Source organism: Rufibacter radiotolerans, assembly GCF_001078055.1.
GTDB classification, from domain to species: Bacteria; Bacteroidota; Bacteroidia; order Cytophagales; family Hymenobacteraceae; genus Nibribacter; species Nibribacter radiotolerans.
Map to the genome: position 1 here is coordinate 2,020,813 of NZ_CP010777.1, position 24,860 is coordinate 2,045,672.

Below are 24,860 nucleotides of genomic sequence, written 5' to 3' on the forward strand. Positions count from 1 at the left end.
TTCCCATCTGCACTTACCTTCTGGCTATAAAATAACGCGTAATGGCGGCCACATCCAGCACCAGGCAGACTTTGCCCGAGCCCAATAGGGTTACCCCCGCATAAATCTCAATCGTGTTCACCGGCTTGCTTAACGCTTTGATCACTATATCCTGCTGCCGTAACAGCTTGTCTACAATGAGCCCCAGTTTCCGGTTGTTGTAGGTCACTATGATAATGTTCTGCTGGTCACCTTCCAGCTTTGATTTGTTGCCGTTGTATTCACTGATATCTGAGTTGAACAACTCTTTCAGGTACACAACGGTAATGGTCTCCCCATTGATATCTGCTACCAGCAAATCTCCCACTTCATGCAGCTCGGTAGACGGCAGCGCTATCACAGAGTCTGTGTGCATGAGCGGGATGGCGTAGAAATTCTCCTCCACCTGACACAACAAGGCACCCTTTACCGCAATGGAGGTAGGCAGGAACAAGGTGAATGTAGTGCCCTCTCCTTTTTTGGAGTCTACCTTTATCCTGCCGCCAATGGAATCAATGGCATTTTTCACCACGTCTAGTCCCACGCCACGGCCAGAAACTTCGGTCACTTCTTTGGCCAGGGAAAAACCCGGTTCAAAAAGGTACGACAATACTTCGGTATCCCGCAGGTCTTCTACGGCATCTGCCGATAAAAAGCCTTTCTGAACAATGGCTTTTCTTACCTCCTGCTGGTCAATTCCCTTTCCATCGTCGGTTAATTTAAGAATCACCGTGTCCCGGTCGTTCTGCGCCGACAAAATGATGTTTCCCTGCGGAGACTTTTTATTTTTCTTGCGAACGTCTGCCTTCTCAATGCCATGTGAAATGGCGTTCCGCATGAGGTGCAGCAAAGAGTCGGTGATAATCTGGAGGATGTTCCGGTCAATCTGAATGTCCTGCCCCGAAATATCCAAGTTGATTTCCTTCTTCTCAGCTACGGCGATGTCCCGCACAATACGCGGAAATTTGTTGTACAAGGAACCCACGTTTACCAGGCGGGCATCCATGACGCTGTACTGCAACTCCTCGGTAATGCGGTAGAGGTGCGCGCTTACGTTCTTCAGGTCATCATGGTCTAGCTCCTTACTAATGGAGAAGATGCGGTCACGGTCAATGATCAACTCTCCTACCAGGTTCAGCAAATGATCCAGCTTCTTGATCTGAATATAGATCAGGTCTGAAAGCGACAGGTTCTTTGACGTATAATACTTCTGTACTTTAGAAAGCTCAGAGGTATTATCAGCCAGGGAGTTGATGATGATGTCAAGGTTACGTAGCAAGGCCGGGCTGGGCTCCACTTCTTTGGTACCGTCAATGTTGGTGATCATCTCCCCCAACATATCTATCCCGTCAAAAAGAACCGTCACTACCTCGTCACTGAAGACAAGCTCCTTATTCCGGATCATGCCAAAGGCAGTCTCCAGTTTATGGGACACGTCAGCAATGGTCTCGTAGCCTATAGCCTTGGCATTGGCTTTCAGGTTATGCAACAGCCTGAAAATCTCGGCCAATACCTGCTCGTCTTCAGGGCTCTTCTCTAAATCACTGATGTGCCGGCTAAGCGCATCATAATATTCCAGTGCCTCTGCGATGAAGATCTCTTTGTACTCCTGTTCTCTTCCCTTCATCCTATGGCTATCCGTTGGAGCATATGGCTTCTTTTTCGGTCCGCCACAAACCGGTTAATAATGGAATTGATCTGGCCCAGGGCAAATTCCCCGTTTACCACCCCGTTTTCTACGGCGGCCTTGGCCATGCCGTAAATAGAGGAAGTAGCCTCATCTTGCGCTATCACAATACCGCCTTTTCTAATGATCTCTTTGGCGCCAATGCTGCCGTCCTGGCCCATGCCGGTCATGATTACCCCTAATACCTGCTCCCGCGCGCAGTGGGCAGCAGAGGTCATGAGTTCATTCACAGACGGGGAATCCAGGGCTTGCGAAGGTGCCAGTTCAAGAGAAAGCAAGTTAGGCCAAAAGGGGTGATGGGTTACCCGCATATTATTTCCGCCCGGGGCGATGATAATGGTTTGCGGGGCAAGTACCATCCCTTGCGTTCCTTCCTCCACCCGCCATTTGGTTAACTTCTGTAACCGCTGGGCAAGGCGCTTGGTGAACTTTTCAGGCATATGCACCGCCACCAATACCACGGCGGGTTGTTTTAGGTGTAAGTCTTTAATAAGATATTCAATAGCGGTAGAGCCACCGGTAGAAGCCCCTAACACAATTACGCTTAGGGGTACTTCCAGTATTGGGGCCTGAGGGACATCTTGGGAATAGCTAAGTCTTGACAACCTCACCTCCTGACTTTCCTTCTTCGTAACCAATTCATTGGCTTGCCATGAATAAGAACCTACCCACTCCCGTAGCATGGTCATTAAGCCCGCTTTGCAACCTTCTTTAGCATTAAAGGCGTCATTTGCATTTGGGAATACCTGTTTGGCAAATGATTTAAGGGGGCCAGGTTGCGAAAAACGGGAGTTAGCCAATTTTTGCGACACCATTAAAAGCAGCGATGACCCTTCTCCATACAAGGGAGTGAAAGACGGAAGCCTTCCGCTTAAAGTTAAACCAGCATCAGTAACAATAAAATCTGGGCGCGAAGACACCGCCTTGAAGAGGAGTTCTTCTTTTGTTTGGGCAGTATCCACCACCTCCAGAAAGGGCTCCGCGTCAATCATGCCGGAAAGCACCAACCTGGAGCGCACGGAAGTGTTGCCCACTAAAACCCTGATTTTATTTTGCTGCGTTTGCTGCACTTGTAAAGGAAGTCCGGTAATACTAGGTTAGTCTTCTTTGAAAGCCTGTTGCAACGCCTCCAATACTTTGTCCTCAGAGAAAGGCTTAATGATGTACTGCAAGGCGCCGTATTCAGCGGCCTCATTCATGATCACTTCCTGACCAACTGCACTAACAATCACTACTTTAATATCTGGGTTATCCTGCTTAATTCCTTTCAGTACATCCAGACCGGTGTTATCAGGCAGAATTACATCCAGGGTAACCAGGTCCGGAATTTTGTCTTTGGCCATTTGGATAGCGGTTTTGCCGTCTGGGGCTTCACCTACTACATCATAGCCCGCATCTAGCAGCATGTTTTTCAACATAGTGCGCATGTAGAAAGAATCATCTACAATTAGTATTCTTTTTTTATCAGTGATTTCCATAAGGTATGTTTATGCAATGAGCACTATGATTTTAATTCAAGTACTTCTTCTGAAGTAAGGATTTTATAGATGTCCAGCACAATGATCAGGCGGTCTTCATATTTACCGATGCCCTCAATGAAATTCTCATTGATATTGACATCCTGTATAAAAGAAGGCGCCTTGTCTATACTTGACACCGGAAGAGAGAGCGATTGTGGCACTTCCCTTACAATAAAGCCCATGGTATAATCTCTGGCCTCCATGACCAGGGTGTAGGTATGCGCTTTGGCCGGACCTTGGGCGGGCGTTATTCTAAAGCGCTCCTCCAGGTCCATAATGGCTATAATATCTCCCCTGATATTAGAAACACCTTTTATAAAGGAAGGAGTCTTGGGCATGCGGGTGATTTCAGGGGTAATGGTTACCTCTTTCACCTGATCAATGCGCACCCCGTACTCTTCATTGCCTAGTTTAAAAACAATGAGGTGTACTTTAACCTCTATGGCCGTCTCTTTTTTATCACGTATATTCTGTGATTCCATTACTCCTGGCCTCTGTTTTTAGCATTCTTTTTCACGGTCCCCTTTTTGGTCAGGTCCTCCTCTGGGAAATCTTCACCGGTAAAGGCGCGTCTTCTGTTTTGGGGCACCGCCGTTAATTTGCGGGCGTTCCGGTTAGGGAATACCAGGTTACCGTTCACAAGTTTGAAGGCAGAGATACTTACCTGCAGGTCATCAGCAATGTCATTCAGGCGCTGGCTGGAAGAGGTAAGTTCTTGCATGGAAGCCGACAGTTGTTTGGCGGTTCCTGCTACCTGCTGCGTACCAGAGGCCGTTTGCTCTGCAATGGCTACCACTTCTTCTACGTACTTCACAACGTCACCGATAGAGGTTTTCTGTACCTCGGTAGAAACCAAGATGTCCTGGGCACTGCGGAGCGTTTCACCGCTGGAAGTAGCAATGTTCTTGAAGGCACCGGATGCTTCAAAGGTGGCATTCTTTCCTTTCAATACCCGGCCTTCCATGGTCGCGATCGCCGCGGCAGCAGAAGAGGTATCTTTCTTCACGTCGTCTACCAGCGTGGCAATCTCACTCGCTGACTTGCGTGAACCTTCGGCCAGTTTCCGAATCTCTTCGGCTACTACCGCGAACCCGCGTCCTGCCTCACCTGCTCTGGCCGCCTCAATGGCCGCGTTCAGGGCCAGTAAGTTGGTTTGAGCGGCAATGTCTGTGATTACGCCCAGTGACTTGGAGATTTCCTGGCTGCGGGTGCTTAGTACTTCAATGGTTTTGGCAGTAAGCGCGGCAGAAGAAGAAATCTCCTCCATGTTGCGCACCACCTCGGCCACTGTTTTAAGACCCAGCTGGGAAGTTTCCTCACCCATTACCGCGGAACGGTTCACCACATCAGCCTTGTTGGCTGTTTCTTTGGTGGCCTTCATGATCTCTTCAATCAGTTTGAAGGCCTGGTCTGTTTTCAAGGCTTGGTTTTGCGCGCCTTCTGCCATTTGTTGCATGGCTAAAGCTACGTCTACCGTTACCCGGTTCATTTCCAAACCTTTGGCGGCCATCTCTTCAGAAGAGCTACCTACAATGAGGGATGAATCGTTGATCTCACCCAATAGGGCATTCAAGTTGTCAACCGCCAGGTTCAAGGCATTAGACATGGCCAGAATATCCCCAGCGGTATGAATCTCTACCTTCTGGGTTAAATCACCCTCAGAGATAGAACGTACCACTCTGGATACTTCCAGTACCGGCGTTACAATAGACTCTAAGAGATCATTTAAGGTATCTACCAGTTCTTTCCAGCTTCCGCTCACACCATGCACGGTGGCACGCTCAGTGAGTTTGCCTTCTACCCCTGCAACTCTGGCCACCCGGCTAACCTCACCCGCTAAGCGGTTCAAGTCTTCCACCATGCTGTTAATGGTGTCTGCCAGATCTGCCAATTCGCCTTTGGCTTGTAAGGTAAGTTTCTGCGTTAAGTCACCTTTAGATACCGCGGTTACTACTTTCACAATACCCCGTACCTGTGTGGTAAGGTTAGATGCCATCACGTTCACATTGTCTGTGAGGTCTTTCCAAACCCCAGCCACGTTCGGTACCTTGGCTTGTCCGCCTAGTCTACCCTCCGTACCCACTTCCAAGGCCACCCGGGTTACTTCACCGGCGAAGATGTTGAGCGAATCCACCATTTGGTTCAGGTTGTCCTTCAACTCTGCAAGCTCACCGCGAACGTTCACCGTGATCTTTTGGGTCAGGTCACCCTTCGCCACCGCAGTCGCCACGTTGGCAATGTCCCTAACCTGCAGCGTCAAGTTAGACGCCATGGTATTTACATTATCTGTTAAGGCTTTCCAAACTCCGCCCACATTAGGTACAGTAGCTTGTCCACCTAACTTACCTTCGGTACCCACTTCAAGGGCCACCCGGGTTACCTCACCGGCGAAGATGTTAAGCGAGTCCACCATTTGGTTCAGGATGTCCTTCAGTTGAAGAATCTCTCCTTTCACGTTCACGGTCATTTTCTGGCTCAAATCACCTTTCGCTACGGCCGTTGCTACGTTGGCAATATCCCGTACCTGAGAGGTAAGGTTAGAGGCCATGGAATTTACGTTGTCTGTCAACGCTTTCCAGGTACCGGCTACGTTTGGCACGGAAGCCTGGCCACCTAGTTTTCCTTCGGTTCCTACCTCTAACGCCACACGGGTTACCTCGCCGGCGAAGATGTTCAGCGAATCCACCATCTGGTTTAAGATGTTCTTCAGCTCAAGGAGTTCACCTTTTACATCAACCGTGATTTTCTGGGTCAAATCCCCTTTCGCCACCGCGGTCGCTACGTTAGCAATATCCCGCACCTGCAGCGTCAGATTAGACGCCATGGAGTTTACATTATCGGTCAGTTCTTTCCAGGTACCGCGTACTTTTGGTACGGAAGCTTGTCCGCCCAATTTCCCTTCGGTTCCTACTTCCCTGGCCACCCGGGTTACCTCATCTGCAAAGATGTTAAGGGAGTCCACCATCTGGTTCAGGTTATTCTTCAGTTCGGCAAGTTCGCCTTTTACATCTACCGTGATCTTCTGGCTCAGGTCACCTCTCGCCACTGCGGTTGCTACGTTGGCAATATCCCGCACCTGAGAAGTCAGGTTACCAGCCATGTAGTTTACGTTCTCAGTAAGGTCTTTCCAAACCCCACCCACGTTAGGTACATTAGCTTGGCCACCCAAGATACCCTCAGTACCCACTTCACGGGCCACCCGGGTTACCTCACCGGCAAAGATGTTTAGTGAATCCACCATCTGGTTGATGTTCTCTTTTAACTGGAGCATTTCACCCCGAACATCTACTGTGATTTTCTGGCTCAAATCTCCACGGGCAACTGCCGTGGCTACGTTGGCTATATCTCGTACCTGGCTGGTCAAGTTGCCGGCCATGTAGTTTACATTATCTGTTAAGGCTTTCCAGGTACCGGCTACGTTTGGCACAGATGCCTGGCCACCTAGTTTTCCTTCAGTACCTACCTCTAGAGCAACCCGGGTCACCTCACTGGCAAACGAGCTCAGCTGGTCTACCATGGTGTTGATCACGTCCTTGATCTGCAGGATCTCGCCCCGCACGTCCACGGTGATCTTCTGGGTCAGGTCGCCGTTGGCGATCGCGGTCGCCACCTTGGACACGTCGCGCAGCTGTACCGTCAGGTTGCCCGCCATCGCGTTCACGTTGTCGGTCAGGTCCTTCCAGGTGCCGGCCACGCCTTTCACCTCGGCCTGGCCGCCCAGTTTACCCTCGGTTCCCACTTCACGGGCCACTCTGGTCACCTCGCTGGCAAACGAGCTCAGCTGGTCTACCATGGTGTTGATCACGTCCTTGATCTGCAGGATCTCGCCCCGCACGTCCACGGTGATCTTCTGGGTCAGGTCGCCGTTGGCGATCGCGGTCGCCACCTTGGACACGTCGCGCAGCTGTACCGTCAGGTTGCCCGCCATCGCGTTCACGTTGTCGGTCAGGTCCTTCCAGGTGCCGGCCACGCCTTTCACCTCGGCCTGGCCGCCCAGTTTACCCTCGGTTCCTACTTCCAAGGCTACCCTTGTAACCTCACCAGCAAATACGTTCAGGGAGTCCACCATCTGGTTGAGGTTGTCCTTCAACTCAGCAAGCTCACCTTTTACATTTACCGTGATTTTCTGGCTCAGGTCACCCAAGGCCACCGCGGTCGCCACATTGGCAATATCCCGTACCTGAAGTGTCAGGTTAGAAGCCATGTAGTTCACGTTGTCTGTCAGGTCTTTCCAAACGCCACCTACATTAGGTACAGACGCCTGGCCACCCAATTTACCTTCGGTACCAACCTCTCTTGCCACGCGGGTTACCTCGCCGGCGAAGATGTTGAGAGAGTCCACCATCTGGTTCAGGTTTTCCTTTAATTGAAGGAGTTCCCCATTTACATTTACTGTTATTTTCTGGCTCAAGTCACCACGTGCAACCGCAGTCGCTACGTTGGCAATATCACGTACCTGGCTGGTCAAGTTACCGGCCATGTAGTTCACATTGTCTGTCAGGTCTTTCCAAACCCCGCCCACATTCGGCACGGAAGCCTGGCCACCTAGTTTTCCTTCGGTACCTACCTCCAACGCCACGCGGGTTACCTCACCGGCGAAGATGTTGAGGGAGTCCACCATTTGGTTCAAGTTGTCCTTCAGCTGAAGGAGCTCGCCATTCACGTTCACCGTGATCTTCTGGCTAAGGTCTCCTCTCGCTACGGCAGTTGCTACGTTGGCAATGTCCCGCACCTGAAGCGTCAGATTAGACGCCATGGAGTTTACGTTGTCGGTTAGTTCTTTCCAGATACCGGCTACTTTCGGCACGTTGGCCTGGCCTCCTAGTAATCCTTCGGTTCCTACCTCACGTGCTACCCGGGTTACCTCATCCGCGAAGATGTTCAAAGAGTCCACCATCTGGTTGAGGTTGTCCTTCAGCTCGGCTAACTCTCCTTTTACATTAACGGTGATCTTCTGAGTCAAATCGCCTTTTGCTACCGCGGTCGCCACGTTGGCGATGTCACGGAGCTGGGAGGTCAAGTTGGAGGCCATGGTGTTCACGTTGTCAGTGAGGTCTTTCCAAACCCCGCCTACGTTTGGCACTTTCGCTTGACCACCTAGTTTCCCCTCGGTACCCACTTCACGGGCTACCCGGGTTACCTCATCCCCGAAGATGTTCAAAGAGTCCACCATCTGGTTGATGTTCTCCTTCATCTGGAGCATCTCCCCTTTCAGGTCCACGGTTACTTTCTGGTCCAGGTTACCCTGGGCCACCGCCGTGGTTACTTTTGCAATGTCACGCACCTGAGAAGTCAGGTTGGAGGCCATCGCGTTCACGTTATCGGTTAGTTCTTTCCAGATACCTGCCACGTTTGGCACAGAGGCCTGGCCGCCCAATTTCCCTTCGGTACCCACTTCAAGGGCCACCCGGGTTACCTCACCGGCAAAAAGGTTCAGGTTGTCAATAGTACGGTTAATGGTTTCGGCCATGACCTTGAAGTCACCGGAAACGGGAATCTGGAACGTCTCATCCAGGTTACCCCGGGAGATGTTCTTCAGTACCTTGCCTACCTCCAATACCGGAACGGCGATGGAGTCCACCAAACCGTTGATATTGTTGATCATGTCTTTCCAGAAACCGGAGGCGTTCTCTGCTGAGGCACGGGCTTTCAGGTTACCCTCTACCCCGGCTACTTTAGAAATACGCGACACCTCACCACCTACCCCGCCAATCATCTCCACCATGGAGTTGTAGGCTTCGGCTATTTCTGAGAAGATATCATTATTCTGTTTTGTCAAACGCACCGAGACGTCACCCTTCTTAAAGGCGTCTAAGGCGTAAAGCACCCGGTTTAGCTGCTCATTGATATAGTCAGAGCCCTGAATCAGGATGTTTTCCCGGGGGGTATTGCTTTTGCGGGCCTGGTCATTGGCACCAACGACTAAAGTCTTATCCCCGTCAGCCGCTAAACTCTCCATATCTTTTGCTATTGCCCTGGTTTTAGGTCCTGTGGTCTTCACCGCTACCTCTTTCCCATTTTCCATCGCCTCACCCTCAGGAGCCACCTCAACAGATTTCCGGACAGCATCTGCGACAGAAGCAGGTGCGGGCTGTTCCTCTGGCATCACTTCCGTGGCAGGAGTAATGGTGCCTTGTGGTTGTTCAGCAGGCGTTTCAGCCTCTGTTTTCCCAATCAGCTTATCCTTGTTGAGTTTTAAGTTTTTACCTAAAGCCATCTTATTCTTTGATTGAAGAGCGTTATTATGATTGAAGGCCTAAACCCAGCCTAAATTGATTATTTAAGGGGTTTGCAAATCAAACCACCATGCAATTTACAAAAAAATACCCTAAACATTTCAGCTTATATGCTAACCTAATGAGATAAATTCCTTAGCAAGGGCCAGGTAGTCTTTGGCTCCGTGGGAAGAGGCATCATAATCCAGTACACTTTGCCCAAATGAAGGCGCCTCGGCCAGTTTCACATTCAACCTTATGCGCTGCTGGAAGATATATTCTTCCAGGTTCTCCTTTAGATAATCCTCAATCTCGGTGCTCAATTTCCGGCGTTTGTCATACATCACCACCACAATGCCCTTTACCTTAAGGTCTGCGTTAAACGTGGTTTTGATCTGCTGGACCGTATTTAAAATTTGCCCCAAGCCCTGCAGGGTGAGAACCTCCATCTGCAAGGGAATCAGCACCTCCTGTGAGGCCACCAGGGCATTGACCGTTAATAAAGACAAGGAAGGCGGGCAGTCAATTAAGATATAGTCATACGCAGGCAGCTCTTCCAACAGCCGTTGCAGAAACTGCTCCCGTTCGGGTTGGTTCACCAGGGAGATCTCAATGTCTACCAGTTCATTGGAGCCAGGGGCCACAAACAGGCCGTCCCGCTCCTGAATGCAGTCTACCAGTTTCTGGTGCCCGGTAAAGACATCGGCCAGGGTGGTTTCAGGTTCGGTGATACCTAAAGAATAAGAAAGATTGGCTTGGGGATCTAAATCGAGTAACAACACACGTTTGCCCAATTTACGGAGGGCGCTTCCTAAGTTAATAGTGGTGGTGGTTTTACCCGTACCCCCTTTTTGGTTGATCACCGATACGATGGTTGCTGCCATAGGTTACTTAAATGGAGAATTATTTCTGCAAGGTTCCTGCGCTGCTAAACTACACAATTTTTACCCGTGGGTTTAGCTGTTTTGGGCCTGTTTTCAGGAAAATAAGCCAAAACGGCTAGGCTACCCTTCAAAGGCAAGATGGAACCTGCAGGTACCAGAACGTAGCCCAGACCAGGAGAAACCTGGAAACTGGAGCCACATGATGTTTCCCTGGTTAAAAGACAAACGGTCATGGGTTAGCTGTGACGCCAGCGCACTGATGCTGGGGTTGTGGGCAATGACCAGCAGGGTATCCACCTCCTCTTCTGTGTGTTGTATAAGATGCTTGAGGTCTTCTTCGGAGTCTTCATAAATAGAGCGCTCCAGTTGCACCTGCATAGGTTGGCCTATATTACTTAATAAGGAGTGCGCGGTCATTTGCGTTCTGACCGCCGTACTGCAAAGCACCAGCTCTGGAACTAGTTGATGGCTTTTGAGCCAAAGCCCGGCTTCCCCGGCCTGCCGCTCCCCAAACAAGGTAAGCTCCCGGTCATGGTCTGCCTGGCCCGGCAATTTGTCTGCCGTAGAGGCATGCCGCATCAAGAGTAAATTCTTCATTGGCTAATACTACAAAAAAACCTTTTTATTCCCCTAAGGTATATCCATTTATGTCAATTGAGCAACCGTGTTTGCAGACACCGGTTGCATTGTCTCAAAAATTTATTTCATCTTTGAAAAATTTTCGGGCGCAGCCCTCCCACTTTCCAGTATGATAAAAAACTTAGTAATTGTGGAGTCACCGGCCAAGGCCAAGACCATTGAAGGGTACCTGGGCAAGGATTTTATCGTTAAATCCAGCTTCGGGCACGTGCGTGACCTCCCCAAAGACAACAATGCCATAGATATCCAGAATGGGTTCAAACCCACCTACGTGGTGAACGCCGACAAGCGGGAGGTAGTGTCTCAGTTGAAAAAACTGGCCAAGGAAGCGGAAGTGGTATGGCTGGCATCAGATGAGGACCGTGAGGGAGAGGCAATTTCCTGGCACCTGTCTGAGGCCCTAAACCTTAATGAGTCAAAAACGCGCCGAATAGTTTTCCGGGAGATTACCAAGAACGCCATTTTAAATGCCATTGAGCACCCCCGCGCCATAGACGTGAACCTGGTGAACGCCCAACAGGCTCGCCGCGTACTTGATAGGCTGGTAGGGTTTGAGTTGTCTCCGGTGCTCTGGAAAAAAATAAAGACCGGCCTTTCCGCCGGAAGGGTACAGTCTGTGGCGGTACGCCTGGTGGTGGAACGGGAACGGGAGATTGAGCGCCATAAAGCGGTGGCCACCTTTAAAATAGTGGCCCAGTTTGATGCCGGCGGAAAGCGCATGGAAGCCGAACTGAACACCCGCTTCAAAACGCAGGCCGAAGCGGAGGATTTCCTGCAGCGCTGCATTGGTGCCGCTTATGCCATTGAAAGCTTGGAGAAAAAGCCCACTAAACGCAGCCCCGCGCCGCCTTTTACCACCTCTACCCTGCAGCAGGAAGCCAGCCGTAAGCTCTCTTTCTCTGTAGCGCAAACCATGCAGGTGGCTCAGCGGTTGTATGAGGCCGGTAAGATCTCCTACATGCGTACCGACTCGGTGAACCTGTCACAGGAAGCCCAGACCGCCGCCGCCGTAGAGATTGCCCGCATCTTTGGAGAAAACTACGTTAAGACCCGCCAATATAAAACCAAGTCCAAGCAAGCCCAGGAAGCCCACGAATCCATCAGACCCACGGACTTTGCTGCCGTGCAGGCAAGCACTGACCGTAACGAGCAGCGTCTTTATGATTTGATCCGGAAACGCGCCATTGCCTCGCAGATGGCCGATGCCGAGATTGAGAAAACCACTGCCACCATCACTATCTCTGGCCAGCCGGAGAAACTGATCGCCACCGGCGAAGTGATCCGGTTTGAGGGTTTCCTGAAGGTGTACACTGAGTCTACCGACGATGAGGAATTGGCGGATGATGACGTGAAAGGCATGTTGCCTCCGTTACAGGAAGGCCAGGCTCTGAACCTGCAGCGCATGCAGGCCACCGAGCGTTACAGCCGCCCGGCCCCCCGTTACACAGAAGCCAGCCTGGTGAAGAAACTGGAAGAGATGGGCATTGGCCGTCCGTCTACCTTTGCCCCTACCATCTCCACTATCCAGAAACGCGGGTACGTAGAAAAAGACAATAGAGAAGGAAAGGAACGCGCCTATACCGTACTAACCCTGGAGAAAGACCAGATCTCGGCGCAAAAGAAAACCGAGATGGCCGGCGCCGAAAAAGCCAAGCTCTTCCCTACGGATATTGCCATGGTGGTAACCGACTTCCTGGTGTCCCATTTTGAAAGCGTGATTGACTATTCCTTCACCGCCAAAGTAGAGGAAGAGTTTGATGAAATTGCCTCGGGTAAAAAACAGTGGGACAAAATGTTAGAGAACTTCTACGGAAGCTTTCATAAAACCATTGAAGACAGCGCCTCGGTGGAACGGTCTACCGTAAGCGGGGCTCGCGAATTAGGGATTGACCCGGTGACAGGAAAGAAGGTCATCACCAAATTAGGTCGCTTTGGTCCTTATGTACAGTTAGGCGAGGAAGAGGAAGGATCTGAGGTTAAACCAGCATACGCCAGCCTACGGAAAGGGACCTTTATTGAGTCTATTACCCTGGAGCAGGCCTTGGAATTGTTCAAACTGCCCCGCGTGGTGGGTGAGTTTGAAGGCAAGGACATGAAAGCCGCAATTGGTCGGTTCGGCCCTTATATTCAGCACAACAGCAAGTTCTACTCTCTACCCAAGGACTTGGACCCACTGCTGGTAACGGAAGAAGAAGCGGTGGCCTTGATTGAAGCCAAGCGCAAATCCGATGCCGAGAAACTGATCAAGTCTTTCCCTGAAAATGAGGAGGTAACAGTGTTGAACGGACGCTTTGGGCCTTACATTGTGGTAGGCAAGAAGAACGTGAAAATCCCGAAAGGCCAGGAGCCCGCTGAGTTGACCCTGGAGCAATGCCTGGAACTGGCCGCCGCCACCCCAGATAAACCAGCCCGCGGAGGCTTCAAAAAGAAAGCCGCCGCTCCTTCCGCTGACGCGCCGGCAGCCAAAAAGGCCCCGGCCAAAAAAGCGCCCGCTAAAAAGACTGCGGCCAAAAAGGCCACCGGCACCGCTACTAAAAAGGCTACCACCGCCAAAAAGAAAGCAAGCTAGTGGAGTAGCTTTCAGTGGATGCTTAATCGCAATGAACCCCGTTTTGGGCCTGTTTTCTGTAAAACGGGCCCAAAACGGGGTTCATCATTTATAGAGTTACTTTCGTATTTCTATCTTATAGAGTTTAACTTCTTAAGGCTACATACTCATGGCAACCAAAAAACGGAAAGTAGTGGTGTTAACCGGCGCGGGTATTAGTGCTGAAAGCGGCCTGGCTACGTTTAGAGATGCCAATGGCCTTTGGGAAGGGCATGATGTGATGGCGGTTGCCTCTCCGGAAGGTTGGGAAAAGGACCCTGAACTGGTGCTGGAATTCTACAACCAACGCCGCAAAAGCGCGCAGGGCGTAGAGCCCAATGCCGCTCACAAGGCTTTGGTAGACCTGGAAGAGAAGTTTGAGGTAATCATTATTACCCAAAACGTAGATGATCTGCATGAACGGGCCGGCTCCAGTCAGATTCTGCACCTGCACGGCAAGCTCTTTGAAAGCCGAAGCACCAAGGACGAAAATTTGATCTACCCCATGGGGGGCTGGCAACTGAACCTGGGCGACCTCTGTGAGAAAGGCTCTCAGCTGCGCCCTAACATTGTGTGGTTTGGTGAGGCAGTGCCTCTTATTGAAAAGGCCGCAGAAGAAACCATGTCCGCAGATTACCTGCTGGTCATTGGTACGTCGCTGCAGGTTTACCCGGCGGCCGGCCTTCTCTCCTATGCCCCGCATGACACGCCGGTGTACCTGGTGGACCCTAATGTGCCCAGCATTTCGCACCGGCGCAACCTGAAGGTCATCCAGGAAAAAGCTACCATAGGCGTGCCCGCCCTGGTGAAACAACTGCTAGAGGAGTAACCTAGCTGTTTTAGGTTCGTTTTCCGGAAAACAGCCTTAAAACAGGCATTCACTATTCAGGCAATTTCCAACCGAGGGCCTGATTATACCAGAGTTCCTCTCCTTTAATTTCCAGCGGGGACTCTATATTATTATGGTACAGCTGCCCGGTGCCCAAACCTTGCGGCATGGGGTTATTAAATTCCTGGGAAAACTGCGTAATGGCATTCAGGCCTATGTTGGACTCCAGCGCCGAGGTCAGCCACCACTCTATCCCAAGCGACTCCGCCACCTGAATCCATTCCCGGCTCTCAAAGAAGCCGCCTAGCAAGGTGGGCTTTAGAATGATGTAGCGGGGCCGGAGGGTATCCAGCATTTTCCATTTCTCTTCTTTAGAGGCCACTCTTATTAACTCCTCGTCCAGGGCAATAGGAATGGGGGAATTTTGGCAGAGCGTACGCATCTCCTCCCATTGGTTCTGCTTAATAGGCTGTTCAATGGAATGGATGGTGAATTTAGCCAGCTGGTCTAGTTTGGCTTGCGCATCTTTGGGCAAAAATGCCCCGTTGGCGTCCAAACGCAGCTCTAGTTCCGAAGGGTTGGCCACGGCTCTGATCTCTTCCAGAATCCGTAGCTCCTGGTCAAAATCAAGCCCTCCTATTTTCATTTTAAGGCAGTTAAAGCCTTGGGCCAGTTTCTTTTGGATCTGCTCCCGCATAAAGGCTGGGTCGCCCATCCAGATAAGGCCGTTGATTTTGATTCCCTTATCGCCCCGGCTAAAGGCAGAGGGGTACAGTTCCCGTTTGCCGCCGCGCAGCAAATCTATCCAGGCGGTTTCCCAGGCAAATTTAAGCGAGGGCCAGGGCTGCAGGCTGGCCCAGAACTGCTCCCCTATTTCATCCTCGGCGGTAACCTGACGCAGGGCATTGAACCGTTCACAGACGCTGTCAACAGTTGTTTGAAAATCAGGGGAGAAATCAAGGCTCAGGCCGGGCAAGGGTGCAGCTTCTCCCCACCCTTGCACCAAAGGGTTGTCTGTGTGATGTAGCCGCAGGTAATGTGCCTGGTGGGTTTGGATAGCGCCCCTTGAAGTGCGGGCGTCAAACTTGAACTGTAGTTGCCTGGAAAAAGGAGTTAAGACAAAGGGCATAAAAACAAGGATGGCTGCACCATGAAGGTACAACCTTTCAGGAGGAAATTAGTTTAGAAGGTACAAATACGTGTATTCCTATGCCAGAGGCTACCATTACCGGCAAAGCAGATATTTTAACCCGTTTCAGGAGCGTGAGGGCCCAGACAGAGCAAATCTGCGCGACCCTTACCCCCGAAGATACCGTCATGCAACCCATGGTTGACGTGAGTCCGCCTAAGTGGCATCTGGGCCATACCACCTGGTTTTTTGAGACCTTCGTGCTGGTGCCCCACTGGCCCGGGTATAAAGCCTTTCACTCTCAATACGCCTTCCTGTTCAACTCTTACTACAACAGTATGGGCAGCCGCGTGGCCCGTTCAGACAGAGGCACCTTGTCTAGACCTCCGCTGGAAGATATCTATGCCTACCGCCGGCACGTGAACGAGCACATGGAAAAAGCTCTGGGCTCGCCGGAAATCACGGGAAATCCATCCCTGGCACCTATTCTGGAGCTAGGCTTGCAGCATGAGCAGCAACACCAGGAACTGCTGGTCTGTGATATCAAATATATTTTAAGCTGTAACCCCCTGTTGCCCGCCTATCAGGCCAAGCCAGCTCCTGTTTTGAGCACGTTTTCAGGAAAACAGCCTCAAAACGAGTGGTGCCAGGTGCCCGAAGGAATGTACACCATTGGTTACCAAGGCAAGGATTTCTGCTTTGACAACGAATACCAGCCGCACCAAGTGTTTATAGCCGGGTTTTCGGCCCGCCGGAAATTAGTGACCAACCAGGAGTTTCTGGAGTTCATGAAAGCGGGCGGCTACTTAGATTTCAGGTTCTGGCTGGACGAAGGCTGGCAACTGGCCCAGCAGCAAGACTGGCAAGCCCCTTTGTATTGGGTGAACCAGGACGGCGAATGGTGGCATTTCACCCTGCATGGGCTGGAGAAAATAGACCTGAACGCTCCGGTCACCCACATCAGCTTTTATGAGGCCCATGCTTACGCCAACTGGTCGGGTCACCGGCTGCTCACCGAATTTGAGTGGGAGGCCCTGGCCCAATGCTACGCCAACGTCCCTGCCAATGGGAATTTTCTGGAGAGCGGCCAGTACCAACCGGTGCCGGAAAATGCAGAAAACACGGAAATTATTCCGCAACTGCTTGGCAACACCTGGGAATGGACCTACAGCGGGTATTTCCCGTACCCAGGTTTTGTGACCGCGCCCGGGGCCATTGGCGAATACAACGGCAAGTTTATGATCAACCAGATGGTATTGCGCGGCGGTTCCTGCGCCACACCTCAAAGCCACATAAGGACCACTTACCGCAACTTTTTTCACCCAGACAAACGCTGGCAGTTCACGGGTATCCGGCTGGCCAAAAAATAACGAACCCTTCCTCTTTTTTATATGATTCATCACCCTACCACCAGCCAGGTCATTAACCTGCTTCCCGTTAAATTGTCAGATGAGGCCAGCCTTGCCCAGAACGTAGCCCAGGGCCTAAGCCAAATCCCCAAAACTTTGTCCTCCCGGTTTTTCTATGACGCCAAAGGCAGCCAGCTGTTCCAACAGATCATGGCCTTGCCCGAGTACTACCTCACCGAACTGGAATACCAGATCTTCAAGAAACAACGCAAGGAAATCCTGTACGCCTTCGGGACGCAGGCCCCTTTTCAATTGATTGACCTGGGCGCCGGTGATGCCTACAAGACTAAACTGCTGCTGCAGGAACTGGTAGACCAGGAGGCGCACTTCTCCTTTATTCCCCTGGACATTTCCCAGGAACCGCTTCACCAGCTGGTAGAGGAACTGGGGCACCTGTACCCCCACCTTCCCGTCACGGGTCTGGCCGCCGATTATTTCCAGGGTCTGCACTGGCTGAATGAGCATTCCAAAGACCGCAAGTTGGTTTTGTTCCTGGGCTCCAACATCGGTAACTTCAGTCCGGTAGAGGCCGAAGGGTTTCTGCTGAAACTGCGTAGCAGCCTGGCCCCCCAGGACCGCCTTCTCATTGGCATTGACCTACGGAAGGACCCCAGAAAGATAAGGTTAGCCTATGATGATTCCGCTGGCGTAACGGCCGCCTTTAACCTGAACCTGCTGGCCCGCATTAACCATGAGCTACAGGCAGATTTTGACCTGGACCAGTTTGAGCACTTTGCCGAGTACAATCCCATCTCTGGCACCATGCGGAGTTACCTTGTGAGCCGCCAGAACCAGGAAGTGCACGTGAAAGCCCTCAACAGAACCTTCCATTTTGAGGCCTGGGAAGCCATTCACACCGAGAACTCCCACAAATACTCGTTGCGTGAAATCCAGGAGATGGCCAAGCGCTGCCATCTGGCCATAGATGATGTTTTCACAGATGCCAGCCACGGCTTCGCCGATGTTCTGTTACGACCCGTGGGATAAAGGGGGGCGTTTTGGGCCTGATTTAAGAAAAACAGGCCCCAAACAGGATAGCCTTTGCCAATCAATTCGTACCTTAAGGTCAGTTGTGTCTGTCCCTACTAACCTACCTGAACCCATGGACCTGATTCCGTTACATCTGGGCGTTTCGCATTTTAATTCTCCAGTGGTGGCCGTTGACGCCCTGCAGGAGGCCATGAAACAAAACAATACCTTTTATGGCCCCAATGAAGGATTACCGGAACTGCGCAATGCCCTTTCGCAGCGCTACCTGGAAGACGAAGGCGTACCCGTGCCCCCGGAACAAATCCTTATTACCCACGGCGCCAAACACGCCATTCACCTGTACCTGAAAAGCCTCCTGCACCTAGATGATGAGGTAGTGGCCTTGGCGCCTTACTGGTTCGCGTTCCCGGAGTTGATCAGGCAAAGCGGCGGTAAACTCACGACTATTGCGGCCAACCCAGAGCAAGGCTACGCGCTGGACATTGAGGTGCTCCGCAAGAAAATCACCCCAGACACCAAGCTTCTCATCTTAACCAGCCCGGGCAACCCGACAGGGAAAGTGTATTCCTCATTGGAGCAGGAAGAAGTGGCGGCGCTGTTGGAAGAGTACCCCAACCTGCATTTACTTTCAGATGAAATCTACGACGGTTTGGTCTATACCGGCGACAACCCCAGCTTCTTACGCTTTGAGCTCCTGCGAGATAGGATAGCCGTGGTTAACGGTTTCTCTAAGTCCTTTGCCATGTCTGGTTGGCGCATTGGCTATCTGGTGGCCCCTTTTCCAATCCTGCACATCGCCACTGAGCTGCAGCTGAAATGGATCTCAGGGGTGTCGCCGTTCACCCAGATGGGCGCCATAGCGGCTATCCAGCATAGGCACAGCATCTGGGAGAAATTCAGGGCGGAGCTGGACCTAAAGCGGCAGCGGGTGATCAAGGAACTGGAGAAAATGCCCCGCCTGAAATTCTTCAATCCCGAAGCCGGGTATTACGTCACGCTCCAGATTGACGGCTGCCTGGCTCCCCAGGACCCCAAATCACCCTTCAGGCTTGTAGAAGAATGGGCCGCTGCCCTAAAGGACCAGGTAGGCCTGGAAGTGCTGCCCTCTACCAACATGGGAATGCCCGCCGCCGTGAGAATGTCCTTCGCCTTACCAGATGAAGCCCTGGACTACGCCATGCACCGTTTAAAGGCCTTTATCGCTTAAAATCCTGCTTTTTTGTTTCAGGCCTGTTTTCCGAAAAACAGCCCTGAAACGTCACTCACTCACTCACTCACTCACTCACTCACTCACTCACTCACTCACTCACTCACTCACTCACTCACTCACTCACTCCTTAAAAACACGCTTGGCTGGTTTAGGGAAAATAGCCGTAGCTTTGCGGGCTATTCTTTAATCGTACCCTGGTGATTTTCTCTGCGCAGTACCGTCAACATTATAAAAGCACGTTTTGGCTGGCCTATCCGGTGGTTTTAAGCCAATTGGGGCATATTTTGGTAAGCGTTGCAGACAGTGTGATGGCGGGCCGGCTGGGGACCTTGCAGTTGGCCGCCGCTTCTCTGGGAAACAGTATCTTCACGATAATCCTAGTATTTGGCTTAGGCATCTCCTTTAGCATTACGCCTTTAGTTGCCCGCGCCGACGGTCGGAAAAACCATACCCGCATTGCCCTTATCCTGCTCAACGGGCTGTTCCTGAACACGATCATGGGCGTGCTGCTGTTCCTGCTTTTCTATGCCATAGCCCCCTTCATCCAACACCTGAACCAACCCGTGGACGTGGTGAAACTGGCTTTGCCCTACGTAAAGATCCTTTTCCTTTCCATGGTCCCGCTTATGGTGTTTCAGGCGTTTAAGCAGTTCGCCGAAGGCCTTTCGCTCACCAAGCAGTCTATGTTTATCTCCATCTTCGCCAATGTGTTAAATGTGGGCTTAAACTACCTGCTTATCTATGGCAAGTTGGGGTTTCCGGCCCTTGGTTTGAACGGGGCTGCGTGGGCCACCCTTATCTCGCGCATAGTCATGGCGCTCATGATGGCGGCCTTTATCTTTTATTCGTCGCGTTTTGTGCGGTACCGGCATTTCCTGCACCGGCAGAGTTTGTCCTTAACGCACATGGTGAAGTTGTTTAAACTGGGGTTTCCTATTTCCCTGCAAATGCTTTTTGAGATGGGGGCCTTCGGGTTTTCAGCCATCATGATTGGTTGGCTAGGCGCCCGGGAACTGGCGGCGCACCAAATTGCCCTGAACATAGCCTCCGTGACGTACATGATGGCCAGCGGAATATCGGCAGCGGCCACCATACGGGTAGGCCGATTGAGAGGCTTAGGCGACCATCATGGGGTGCATGAGGCGGGATATAGTAGCCTGATCATGGGGGCTTTGTTCATGGCGGCGTCTGCCACCCTTATTATTTTGGCCAAGGACCTGATCCCGCTCTTTTACGTGCAGGACGTAGCCGTGCATAAACTGGCGGCGCAATTGCTCATTATAGCGGCTATCTTTCAGTTATCTGACGGGGTACAGGTGGTGGGCCTGGGTGCGCTACGCGGGCTGGAAGACGTCCGGGTACCCAGCATGATCTCGCTTTTCTCTTATTGGCTAATTGCCCTGCCTACCGGTTACGCCCTGGGTTTTTGGGCCGGGTTGGGCGCCATAGGGATTTGGTTGGGGCTCTTTACCGGGTTAACCATAGCGGCCCTGTTGCTGTTTTTCCGGTTTAAGAAATTCAGCCCGGCATAAATTTCACAAAATTCTTGTGTCAGGAAACTACCAAACAGACTGTAAGCGTTAGGGGAAAAGCTATGTCATTATCTTTCATCCCCCTCTGGATTTGTGCGCTGTTTTTTGCCTCTTTGCCAGATAACAGCCCTGCTCCTAGTACCCGCGCCACTGAGATTCCATGGTCCATGCAAAAACGCCTGTCCTGGAACGACTTCGCGGGCAACCCCTCTGAAGACAACCCGCACCACGCCCTCACCTCCACCAACATGGAAATGAAGGTGAAATGCGAGAACAACCAGCTGAAGTTTAAGGTGGAGGCCGTGTTCAATCCTAAGGAATCCTGGACCCGCAACAAAAGCTCTGAGCTGCTGCTGGCCCATGAGCAACTGCACTTTGACCTCACCGAACTCCATGCCCGCCAACTCAGGAAGCGTCTTTCACAACTAACCAACGGTTGTACCCGGGGCGCCGCTGATATGAACAAATACGCCAGCGAGGCCTTCGACAATTGGCACAAAGAGCAGGACCTATATGATATGGAAAGCCGCCATGGCCTTGACAAAGAGCAGCAATTGGAATGGATGGCCTATGTAGAGACACGGCTGAAAGAACTGGAGAACTTTAAGTAGAAAACACCAACTAAGACTTATCTAGTTTCTAATAATAAGTTACGGACTTACCACCCCTTCCATTTGACACAAAAAAACGGAGTTACATTATGAGCCTACTTTTTCAAAAGTAAGCCCAAAACGCAACTCCGTTTCTGGTTCTTGCCTGTTACAGTTTCTCCAGATCTGTAATGGCTGGCCCGGCAATCACTTTCCCGAATGGGTCAAACCGCGAGCCGTGGCAAGGGCAGTCCCAGGAATTCTCTACGTGGTTCCAGTTCACGATACAGCCCAGGTGGGTGCAGACCGCGGAGCATTCATGGCGCTTGCCTTCCTGGTCACAGTATACCGCTACTTTGCCCGCCCCTTTCTGCATCACTATGCCTGAGCCGGGCGCAACGGCGGTTTCTTCCTTATCTCCCGGTTTTACATAATCTACGTATTGGCCGGCCACGTTCAGGTTTTCCTTCAGGAATTCCTTGGCGGTATCTGCAGAGAGGGTCACGCGGCCCGGGTCATAGAGTTTCTCCCAGGGGTTGGTGCGGCCAAAGATAAGGTCGGTGATGAGCATGCCGGCAATGGTGCCGTGGGTCATGCCATGCCCGGAGTCGCCGGTGGCGATGTACACGTTCTTCTCGTCCATGGGGTTGCGGCCAATAAAGCCCATGTAGTCCACTGGCTCCATTACTTGGCCAGACCATTGGAAGACCACGTCCTGCACCATCGGGAATTTCTTGCGGGTCCATTCCTCCAGACAGGTAAACCGCTCAGATTCGTTGCCTTCGCTCTGTCCGGTTTTATGGTCCTCACCTCCCACCACCAGAATCTCCGTGTCCAGGTTTTCCTCGCCGGCCACTGAGGCCAGGCGAACGTAGTGGTACGGGTCTGAGTCATCCCAATACAAGGCGGTAGGAATACTTTCTTTAGGAATACGCATGCCCACTACATAGGTGCGGTAAGGCGCCTGTTTGGTGTGCATGACCACAAAGTCATTCACGGGCGTATTGGTGCAGACTACCAGATGGTTAGAGGTCACAGAGAAGTTGGCATCAGTTACCACCCGGTTAACAGCTCCGGTCTCAAATTTCTTTACGTGGCTGTTGGTATAGATCTCGCCTCCGTTGTCCAGGATATACCGGCTGAGCACCGCCAGGTATTTGGTGGGGTGGAATTGCGCCTGGTCCGGGAACATCAAACAGGGACGGTCGCTTACGGTAGGCACAGGCACCTGTTTCAGTTTTACTACCTGTTTAATGCCTAAGGAATGGCAGGCTTCCAGTTCTTCGTCCAGCTGGTCTTCAGAGTCTGTGGCGCCCAGGAAAAGGTAGCCCGGCAACCGTTTGAAATCACATTGAATATGTTCGTCTTTGATGATCTGCTCTATTTTATTGAGGGCATCGCGGTGGCTTTCATAGGCCAGCAGCGCCTGGGCTTTCCCGAAGACCTTTATCAGTTTGGAATAGCGGTCATCCAGGGCCCAGGAGATATGCGCGGTGGTACGGCTGGTCTCGCCGCCACAGATCTCGCCGGCATCCAGCACAATTACTTTTTTGCCTTCCTTGGTCAAAAGATAGGCCGTGGTAAGACCGGCAATGCCCGCGCCCACCACGCACACATCTGCCGTCACGTTACTGGTGAGGCTGGAAGTGGCGGGCATGTCAATGCCTGATTGCCAGACGGCTAAAGTTGTTCCTGTATTATTTTTCATATCGTAAGGTTTGATAGATGGTCAGCAGGGGAAGAATAATTTCTGCTTTTAGGGGTACGCGCGCCCGCGCAGGAGGTTTCTGGACCATGACTTTCGGTCTTGCCCCATGTGCGGCAAACCCTTACCTTAGAAACCAAAAAAAGAAATGGAGAACATCATCACCTGGGACCAGTTTACGGCGGTAGATCTAAGGGCAGGTACTATCCTGCAGGCGGAGCCTTTTCCAGAGGCCCGGAAACCCGCCTATAAACTGTGGGTGGACCTGGGGGAACTGGGCATTAAAAAATCAAGCGCACAAATTACCCAACGCTATACGTTAGAAGAATTGATAGGAAAGCAAGTGATCTGCGTGACCAACTTTGGGCCCAAGCAGATTGGACCTTGGCGCTCTGAGGTGCTGGTGACGGGTTTTGAGGACGAAGAAGGAAATATTGTGCTGGCGCAACCCCAGGCCCAAGTGCCCAACGGCAAAAGGCTTATTTAACCTTGGTGGTATCTGAAGGGTTAACCTTGATCTCGGTTGGGGAAACCGTGGTTTCTGTAGGTGCTGCCGTAGAATCCGGAACCGCTTTCTCAGTGAGCTTGGCTTCCCGCAGGCTAAGGCTGTCCAGCACGTTGTCATAGATCTTATCTAGCAGGGCCGGGTGCAACAGGTAATAGTCATAGCTGTGCTTGAAGGCGCTGTCTGACACGTGGTGACGTTTCAGGACCAGTTTATGGGCCTGTTTGTAGGCCACCCGGGAGGTATCAAAGTTTCTGATGGTGCGGCCAATGCTGGCTTCGGTGAGGTGCACGTCTATTAATATGCGCGTCATTTTGTCTGCCGGCACCAGGTCTGCTGGTTTATTTTCTTCTTCATCAGGGGTACAAGCCAGAAATGCCAGGGGCAGAAAAAAGAGGCACAAACGTTTTTTCACGTGGTTGTTCGTAAGTTTCGGTAATTTTAAACGCTGCACAAACCCTAGGAAGGCATGAGAGACTTGGTGAAGAAGCTACGAAAATACGAAATACAGATCAGAAAGGCAATTGACGGCCAGATGCAAGGCGATTTCAAATCTGTTTTCAAAAGCTCTGGCCTGGAGTTTGACGACGTGCGCGCCTACCAATACGGAGATGACGTGCGGTCCATTGACTGGAACGTGAGCGCCAAGGGCCACGGCACCTTTGTGAAAACCTACCGCGAGGAAAAGGAGCAGAATGTGTTTTTGCTGCTGGACGTGAGCGGATCGCAATGCCTGGGCCAACCGGGAGCGCAGAAAATGGATTTAGGCAAAGAGATTGGGGGCATTCTGGCCTTATCGGCGCTCAACCAGGGCAGCCAGTTAGGCATGATCTGTTTCTCAGACGGCAAGGAGCAGTACCTGAAACCGGGAAAGGGCAATGAGCACGCCTATTCGCTTATTAAAACCCTGGCCCGTCTGGAGCCGCAGTCTACCAAAACCAACATTGGCGCTGGCATTAAACTGGCCCTGAACGTGGTCAAGCGCAAAAGCATTATGATCCTGATCTCAGATTTCATAGACCTGAACTACGAGCGGGAACTTATCATGCTGGCCAAGAAGCATGACCTTATTGTGTTGCAACTCATGGACAAGCGCGAAACCGGTTTCCCCAAGCTGGGTATTATTCCCCTGCTAGACAAAGAGTCCGGCAAAACCATGTGGATCAATACCTCTTCCAAGGCATTTAGAGACCAATACCTTCTCCCCTACGCCCAGAACCAGGAAAAGCTGATCAAGATCTGCCGCCAATACCAAGCCGATTTTCTGCCTATTTACGTGGAGCAGGATTACGTGCCGCAACTGATGAACCTGTTCAGGGCCAGAAACAGGAGCATGAAAAGAAGTGCCTAGCAAAGTAATTTAAAGAGTTTCTGTTTTGGACCCGTTTTCTGGAAAATGGGCCCAAAACAG

19 protein-coding genes are annotated in these 24,860 nt (G+C 51.6%); 9 read left to right on the top strand and 10 right to left on the bottom strand.

Translation table 11 applies throughout. The features are described 5' to 3' along the window. Positions 1-13: 13 nt before the first annotated feature. The 7 genes from TH63_RS08440 to TH63_RS08470 all read right to left on the bottom strand — a co-directional run bounded on the left by TH63_RS08440 (position 14) and on the right by TH63_RS08470 (position 10,921). Positions 14-1,645, bottom strand: a complete 1,632-nt coding sequence (locus TH63_RS08440) for a chemotaxis protein CheA (RefSeq protein ID WP_048920566.1) — start codon at positions 1,643-1,645, stop codon at positions 14-16. After that, positions 1,642-2,775 (bottom strand): chemotaxis protein CheB, encoded by a 1,134-nt coding sequence (locus TH63_RS08445; protein ID WP_048920567.1) that lies wholly within the window; start codon positions 2,773-2,775, stop codon positions 1,642-1,644. The genes TH63_RS08440 and TH63_RS08445 overlap by 4 nt, the downstream gene beginning before the upstream one ends. Positions 2,776-2,802: 27 nt before the next feature. Continuing rightward, on the bottom strand, positions 2,803-3,183 hold the full coding sequence (locus tag TH63_RS08450; RefSeq protein WP_048920568.1) for a response regulator: 381 nt from the start codon (positions 3,181-3,183) through the stop codon (positions 2,803-2,805). Between the two features lie 23 nt (positions 3,184-3,206). Further along, complete coding sequence (locus TH63_RS08455; protein ID WP_048920569.1) at positions 3,207-3,707, bottom strand: chemotaxis protein CheW; 501 nt, start codon at positions 3,705-3,707, stop codon at positions 3,207-3,209. Then, entirely contained in the window at positions 3,707-9,442 is a 5,736-nt protein-coding gene (locus TH63_RS08460; RefSeq protein WP_053093763.1) for a HAMP domain-containing protein, read from the bottom strand. The genes TH63_RS08455 and TH63_RS08460 overlap by 1 nt, the downstream gene beginning before the upstream one ends. 132 nt (positions 9,443-9,574) lie before the next feature. Next, complete coding sequence (locus TH63_RS08465; protein ID WP_048920570.1) at positions 9,575-10,324, bottom strand: ParA family protein; 750 nt, start codon at positions 10,322-10,324, stop codon at positions 9,575-9,577. A gap of 120 nt (positions 10,325-10,444) precedes the next feature. Then, positions 10,445-10,921, bottom strand: coding sequence for a SixA phosphatase family protein (locus tag TH63_RS08470; RefSeq protein WP_048920571.1), 477 nt, complete (start codon positions 10,919-10,921; stop codon positions 10,445-10,447). Positions 10,922-11,072: 151 nt separating this feature from the next. Between TH63_RS08470 and topA the strand changes: the two genes are divergently transcribed. Beyond that, positions 11,073-13,532: a type I DNA topoisomerase gene (gene topA / locus TH63_RS08475; RefSeq protein ID WP_048922687.1), complete on the top strand. Its 2,460-nt coding sequence runs from the start codon at positions 11,073-11,075 to the stop codon at positions 13,530-13,532. A 148-nt stretch (positions 13,533-13,680) separates the two neighbouring features. Beyond that, positions 13,681-14,379: an SIR2 family NAD-dependent protein deacylase gene (locus tag TH63_RS08480; protein ID WP_048920572.1), complete on the top strand. Its 699-nt coding sequence runs from the start codon at positions 13,681-13,683 to the stop codon at positions 14,377-14,379. 52 nt (positions 14,380-14,431) lie between these two features. Here the strand turns inward: TH63_RS08480 and menC are convergent, their stop codons facing one another. Further along, entirely contained in the window at positions 14,432-15,508 is a 1,077-nt protein-coding gene (menC, locus tag TH63_RS08485; RefSeq protein WP_048920573.1) for an o-succinylbenzoate synthase, read from the bottom strand. A gap of 80 nt (positions 15,509-15,588) precedes the next feature. Here menC and egtB point away from each other — a divergent pair, with 80 nt between their 5' ends. From egtB to TH63_RS08510, 5 genes are all read left to right on the top strand, one after another. Beyond that, positions 15,589-16,878: an ergothioneine biosynthesis protein EgtB gene (egtB, locus tag TH63_RS08490; protein ID WP_048920574.1), complete on the top strand. Its 1,290-nt coding sequence runs from the start codon at positions 15,589-15,591 to the stop codon at positions 16,876-16,878. 21 nt (positions 16,879-16,899) lie between these two features. Continuing rightward, positions 16,900-17,904 (top strand): L-histidine N(alpha)-methyltransferase, encoded by a 1,005-nt coding sequence (gene egtD / locus TH63_RS08495; RefSeq protein ID WP_048920575.1) that lies wholly within the window; start codon positions 16,900-16,902, stop codon positions 17,902-17,904. Between the two features lie 115 nt (positions 17,905-18,019). Next, on the top strand, positions 18,020-19,114 hold the full coding sequence (locus TH63_RS08500) for a pyridoxal phosphate-dependent aminotransferase (RefSeq protein ID WP_048920576.1): 1,095 nt from the start codon (positions 18,020-18,022) through the stop codon (positions 19,112-19,114). A gap of 200 nt (positions 19,115-19,314) precedes the next feature. Beyond that, on the top strand, positions 19,315-20,649 hold the full coding sequence (locus TH63_RS08505; RefSeq protein WP_316931959.1) for an MATE family efflux transporter: 1,335 nt from the start codon (positions 19,315-19,317) through the stop codon (positions 20,647-20,649). Positions 20,650-20,711: 62 nt separating this feature from the next. Then, a complete protein-coding gene (locus tag TH63_RS08510; protein WP_082161600.1) occupies positions 20,712-21,260 on the top strand; it encodes a DUF922 domain-containing protein in 549 nt (182 codons plus the stop codon). Between the two features lie 148 nt (positions 21,261-21,408). On the opposite strand, the gene TH63_RS08515 is transcribed toward TH63_RS08510, so the two are convergent. Beyond that, positions 21,409-22,947 carry an FAD-dependent oxidoreductase gene (locus TH63_RS08515; protein WP_048920577.1) on the bottom strand — a complete coding sequence of 513 codons (1,539 nt, stop codon included), beginning with the start codon at positions 22,945-22,947 and terminating at the stop codon, positions 21,409-21,411. A 145-nt stretch (positions 22,948-23,092) separates the two neighbouring features. Here TH63_RS08515 and TH63_RS08520 point away from each other — a divergent pair, with 145 nt between their 5' ends. Further along, positions 23,093-23,431: a tRNA-binding protein gene (locus TH63_RS08520; protein WP_048920578.1), complete on the top strand. Its 339-nt coding sequence runs from the start codon at positions 23,093-23,095 to the stop codon at positions 23,429-23,431. Here TH63_RS08520 and TH63_RS08525 read toward each other — a convergent pair. After that, positions 23,424-23,864 (bottom strand): DUF4296 domain-containing protein, encoded by a 441-nt coding sequence (locus TH63_RS08525; RefSeq protein WP_156180489.1) that lies wholly within the window; start codon positions 23,862-23,864, stop codon positions 23,424-23,426. The two genes, TH63_RS08520 and TH63_RS08525, sit on opposite strands and share 8 nt — an antisense overlap. A 54-nt stretch (positions 23,865-23,918) precedes the next feature. On the opposite strand from TH63_RS08525, the gene TH63_RS08530 reads away from it, so the two are divergent. Then, positions 23,919-24,800 (top strand): DUF58 domain-containing protein, encoded by an 882-nt coding sequence (locus TH63_RS08530; protein WP_048920580.1) that lies wholly within the window; start codon positions 23,919-23,921, stop codon positions 24,798-24,800. The last annotated feature ends 60 nt before the right edge of the window (positions 24,801-24,860 follow it).

Bases quoted from the DNA above. Each gene is read 5' to 3' on its own strand.
- TH63_RS08460 (WP_053093763.1), bottom strand. From the start codon at position 9,442: ATGGCTTTAGGTAAAAACTTAAAACTCAACAAGGATAAGCTGATTGGG.
- TH63_RS08530 (WP_048920580.1), top strand. From the start codon at position 23,919: ATGAGAGACTTGGTGAAGAAGCTACGAAAATACGAAATACAGATCAGA.
- menC (WP_048920573.1), bottom strand. From the start codon at position 15,508: ATGCCCTTTGTCTTAACTCCTTTTTCCAGGCAACTACAGTTCAAGTTT.
- egtD (WP_048920575.1), top strand. From the start codon at position 16,900: ATGATTCATCACCCTACCACCAGCCAGGTCATTAACCTGCTTCCCGTT.
- TH63_RS08455 (WP_048920569.1), bottom strand. From the start codon at position 3,707: ATGGAATCACAGAATATACGTGATAAAAAAGAGACGGCCATAGAGGTT.
- topA (WP_048922687.1), top strand. From the start codon at position 11,073: ATGATAAAAAACTTAGTAATTGTGGAGTCACCGGCCAAGGCCAAGACC.
- TH63_RS08510 (WP_082161600.1), top strand. From the start codon at position 20,712: ATGTCATTATCTTTCATCCCCCTCTGGATTTGTGCGCTGTTTTTTGCC.
- TH63_RS08480 (WP_048920572.1), top strand. From the start codon at position 13,681: ATGGCAACCAAAAAACGGAAAGTAGTGGTGTTAACCGGCGCGGGTATT.
- TH63_RS08450 (WP_048920568.1), bottom strand. From the start codon at position 3,183: ATGGAAATCACTGATAAAAAAAGAATACTAATTGTAGATGATTCTTTC.
- TH63_RS08465 (WP_048920570.1), bottom strand. From the start codon at position 10,324: ATGGCAGCAACCATCGTATCGGTGATCAACCAAAAAGGGGGTACGGGT.
- TH63_RS08470 (WP_048920571.1), bottom strand. From the start codon at position 10,921: ATGAAGAATTTACTCTTGATGCGGCATGCCTCTACGGCAGACAAATTG.
- TH63_RS08515 (WP_048920577.1), bottom strand. From the start codon at position 22,947: ATGAAAAATAATACAGGAACAACTTTAGCCGTCTGGCAATCAGGCATT.
- TH63_RS08500 (WP_048920576.1), top strand. From the start codon at position 18,020: ATGGACCTGATTCCGTTACATCTGGGCGTTTCGCATTTTAATTCTCCA.
- egtB (WP_048920574.1), top strand. From the start codon at position 15,589: ATGCCAGAGGCTACCATTACCGGCAAAGCAGATATTTTAACCCGTTTC.
- TH63_RS08520 (WP_048920578.1), top strand. From the start codon at position 23,093: ATGGAGAACATCATCACCTGGGACCAGTTTACGGCGGTAGATCTAAGG.
- TH63_RS08440 (WP_048920566.1), bottom strand. From the start codon at position 1,645: ATGAAGGGAAGAGAACAGGAGTACAAAGAGATCTTCATCGCAGAGGCA.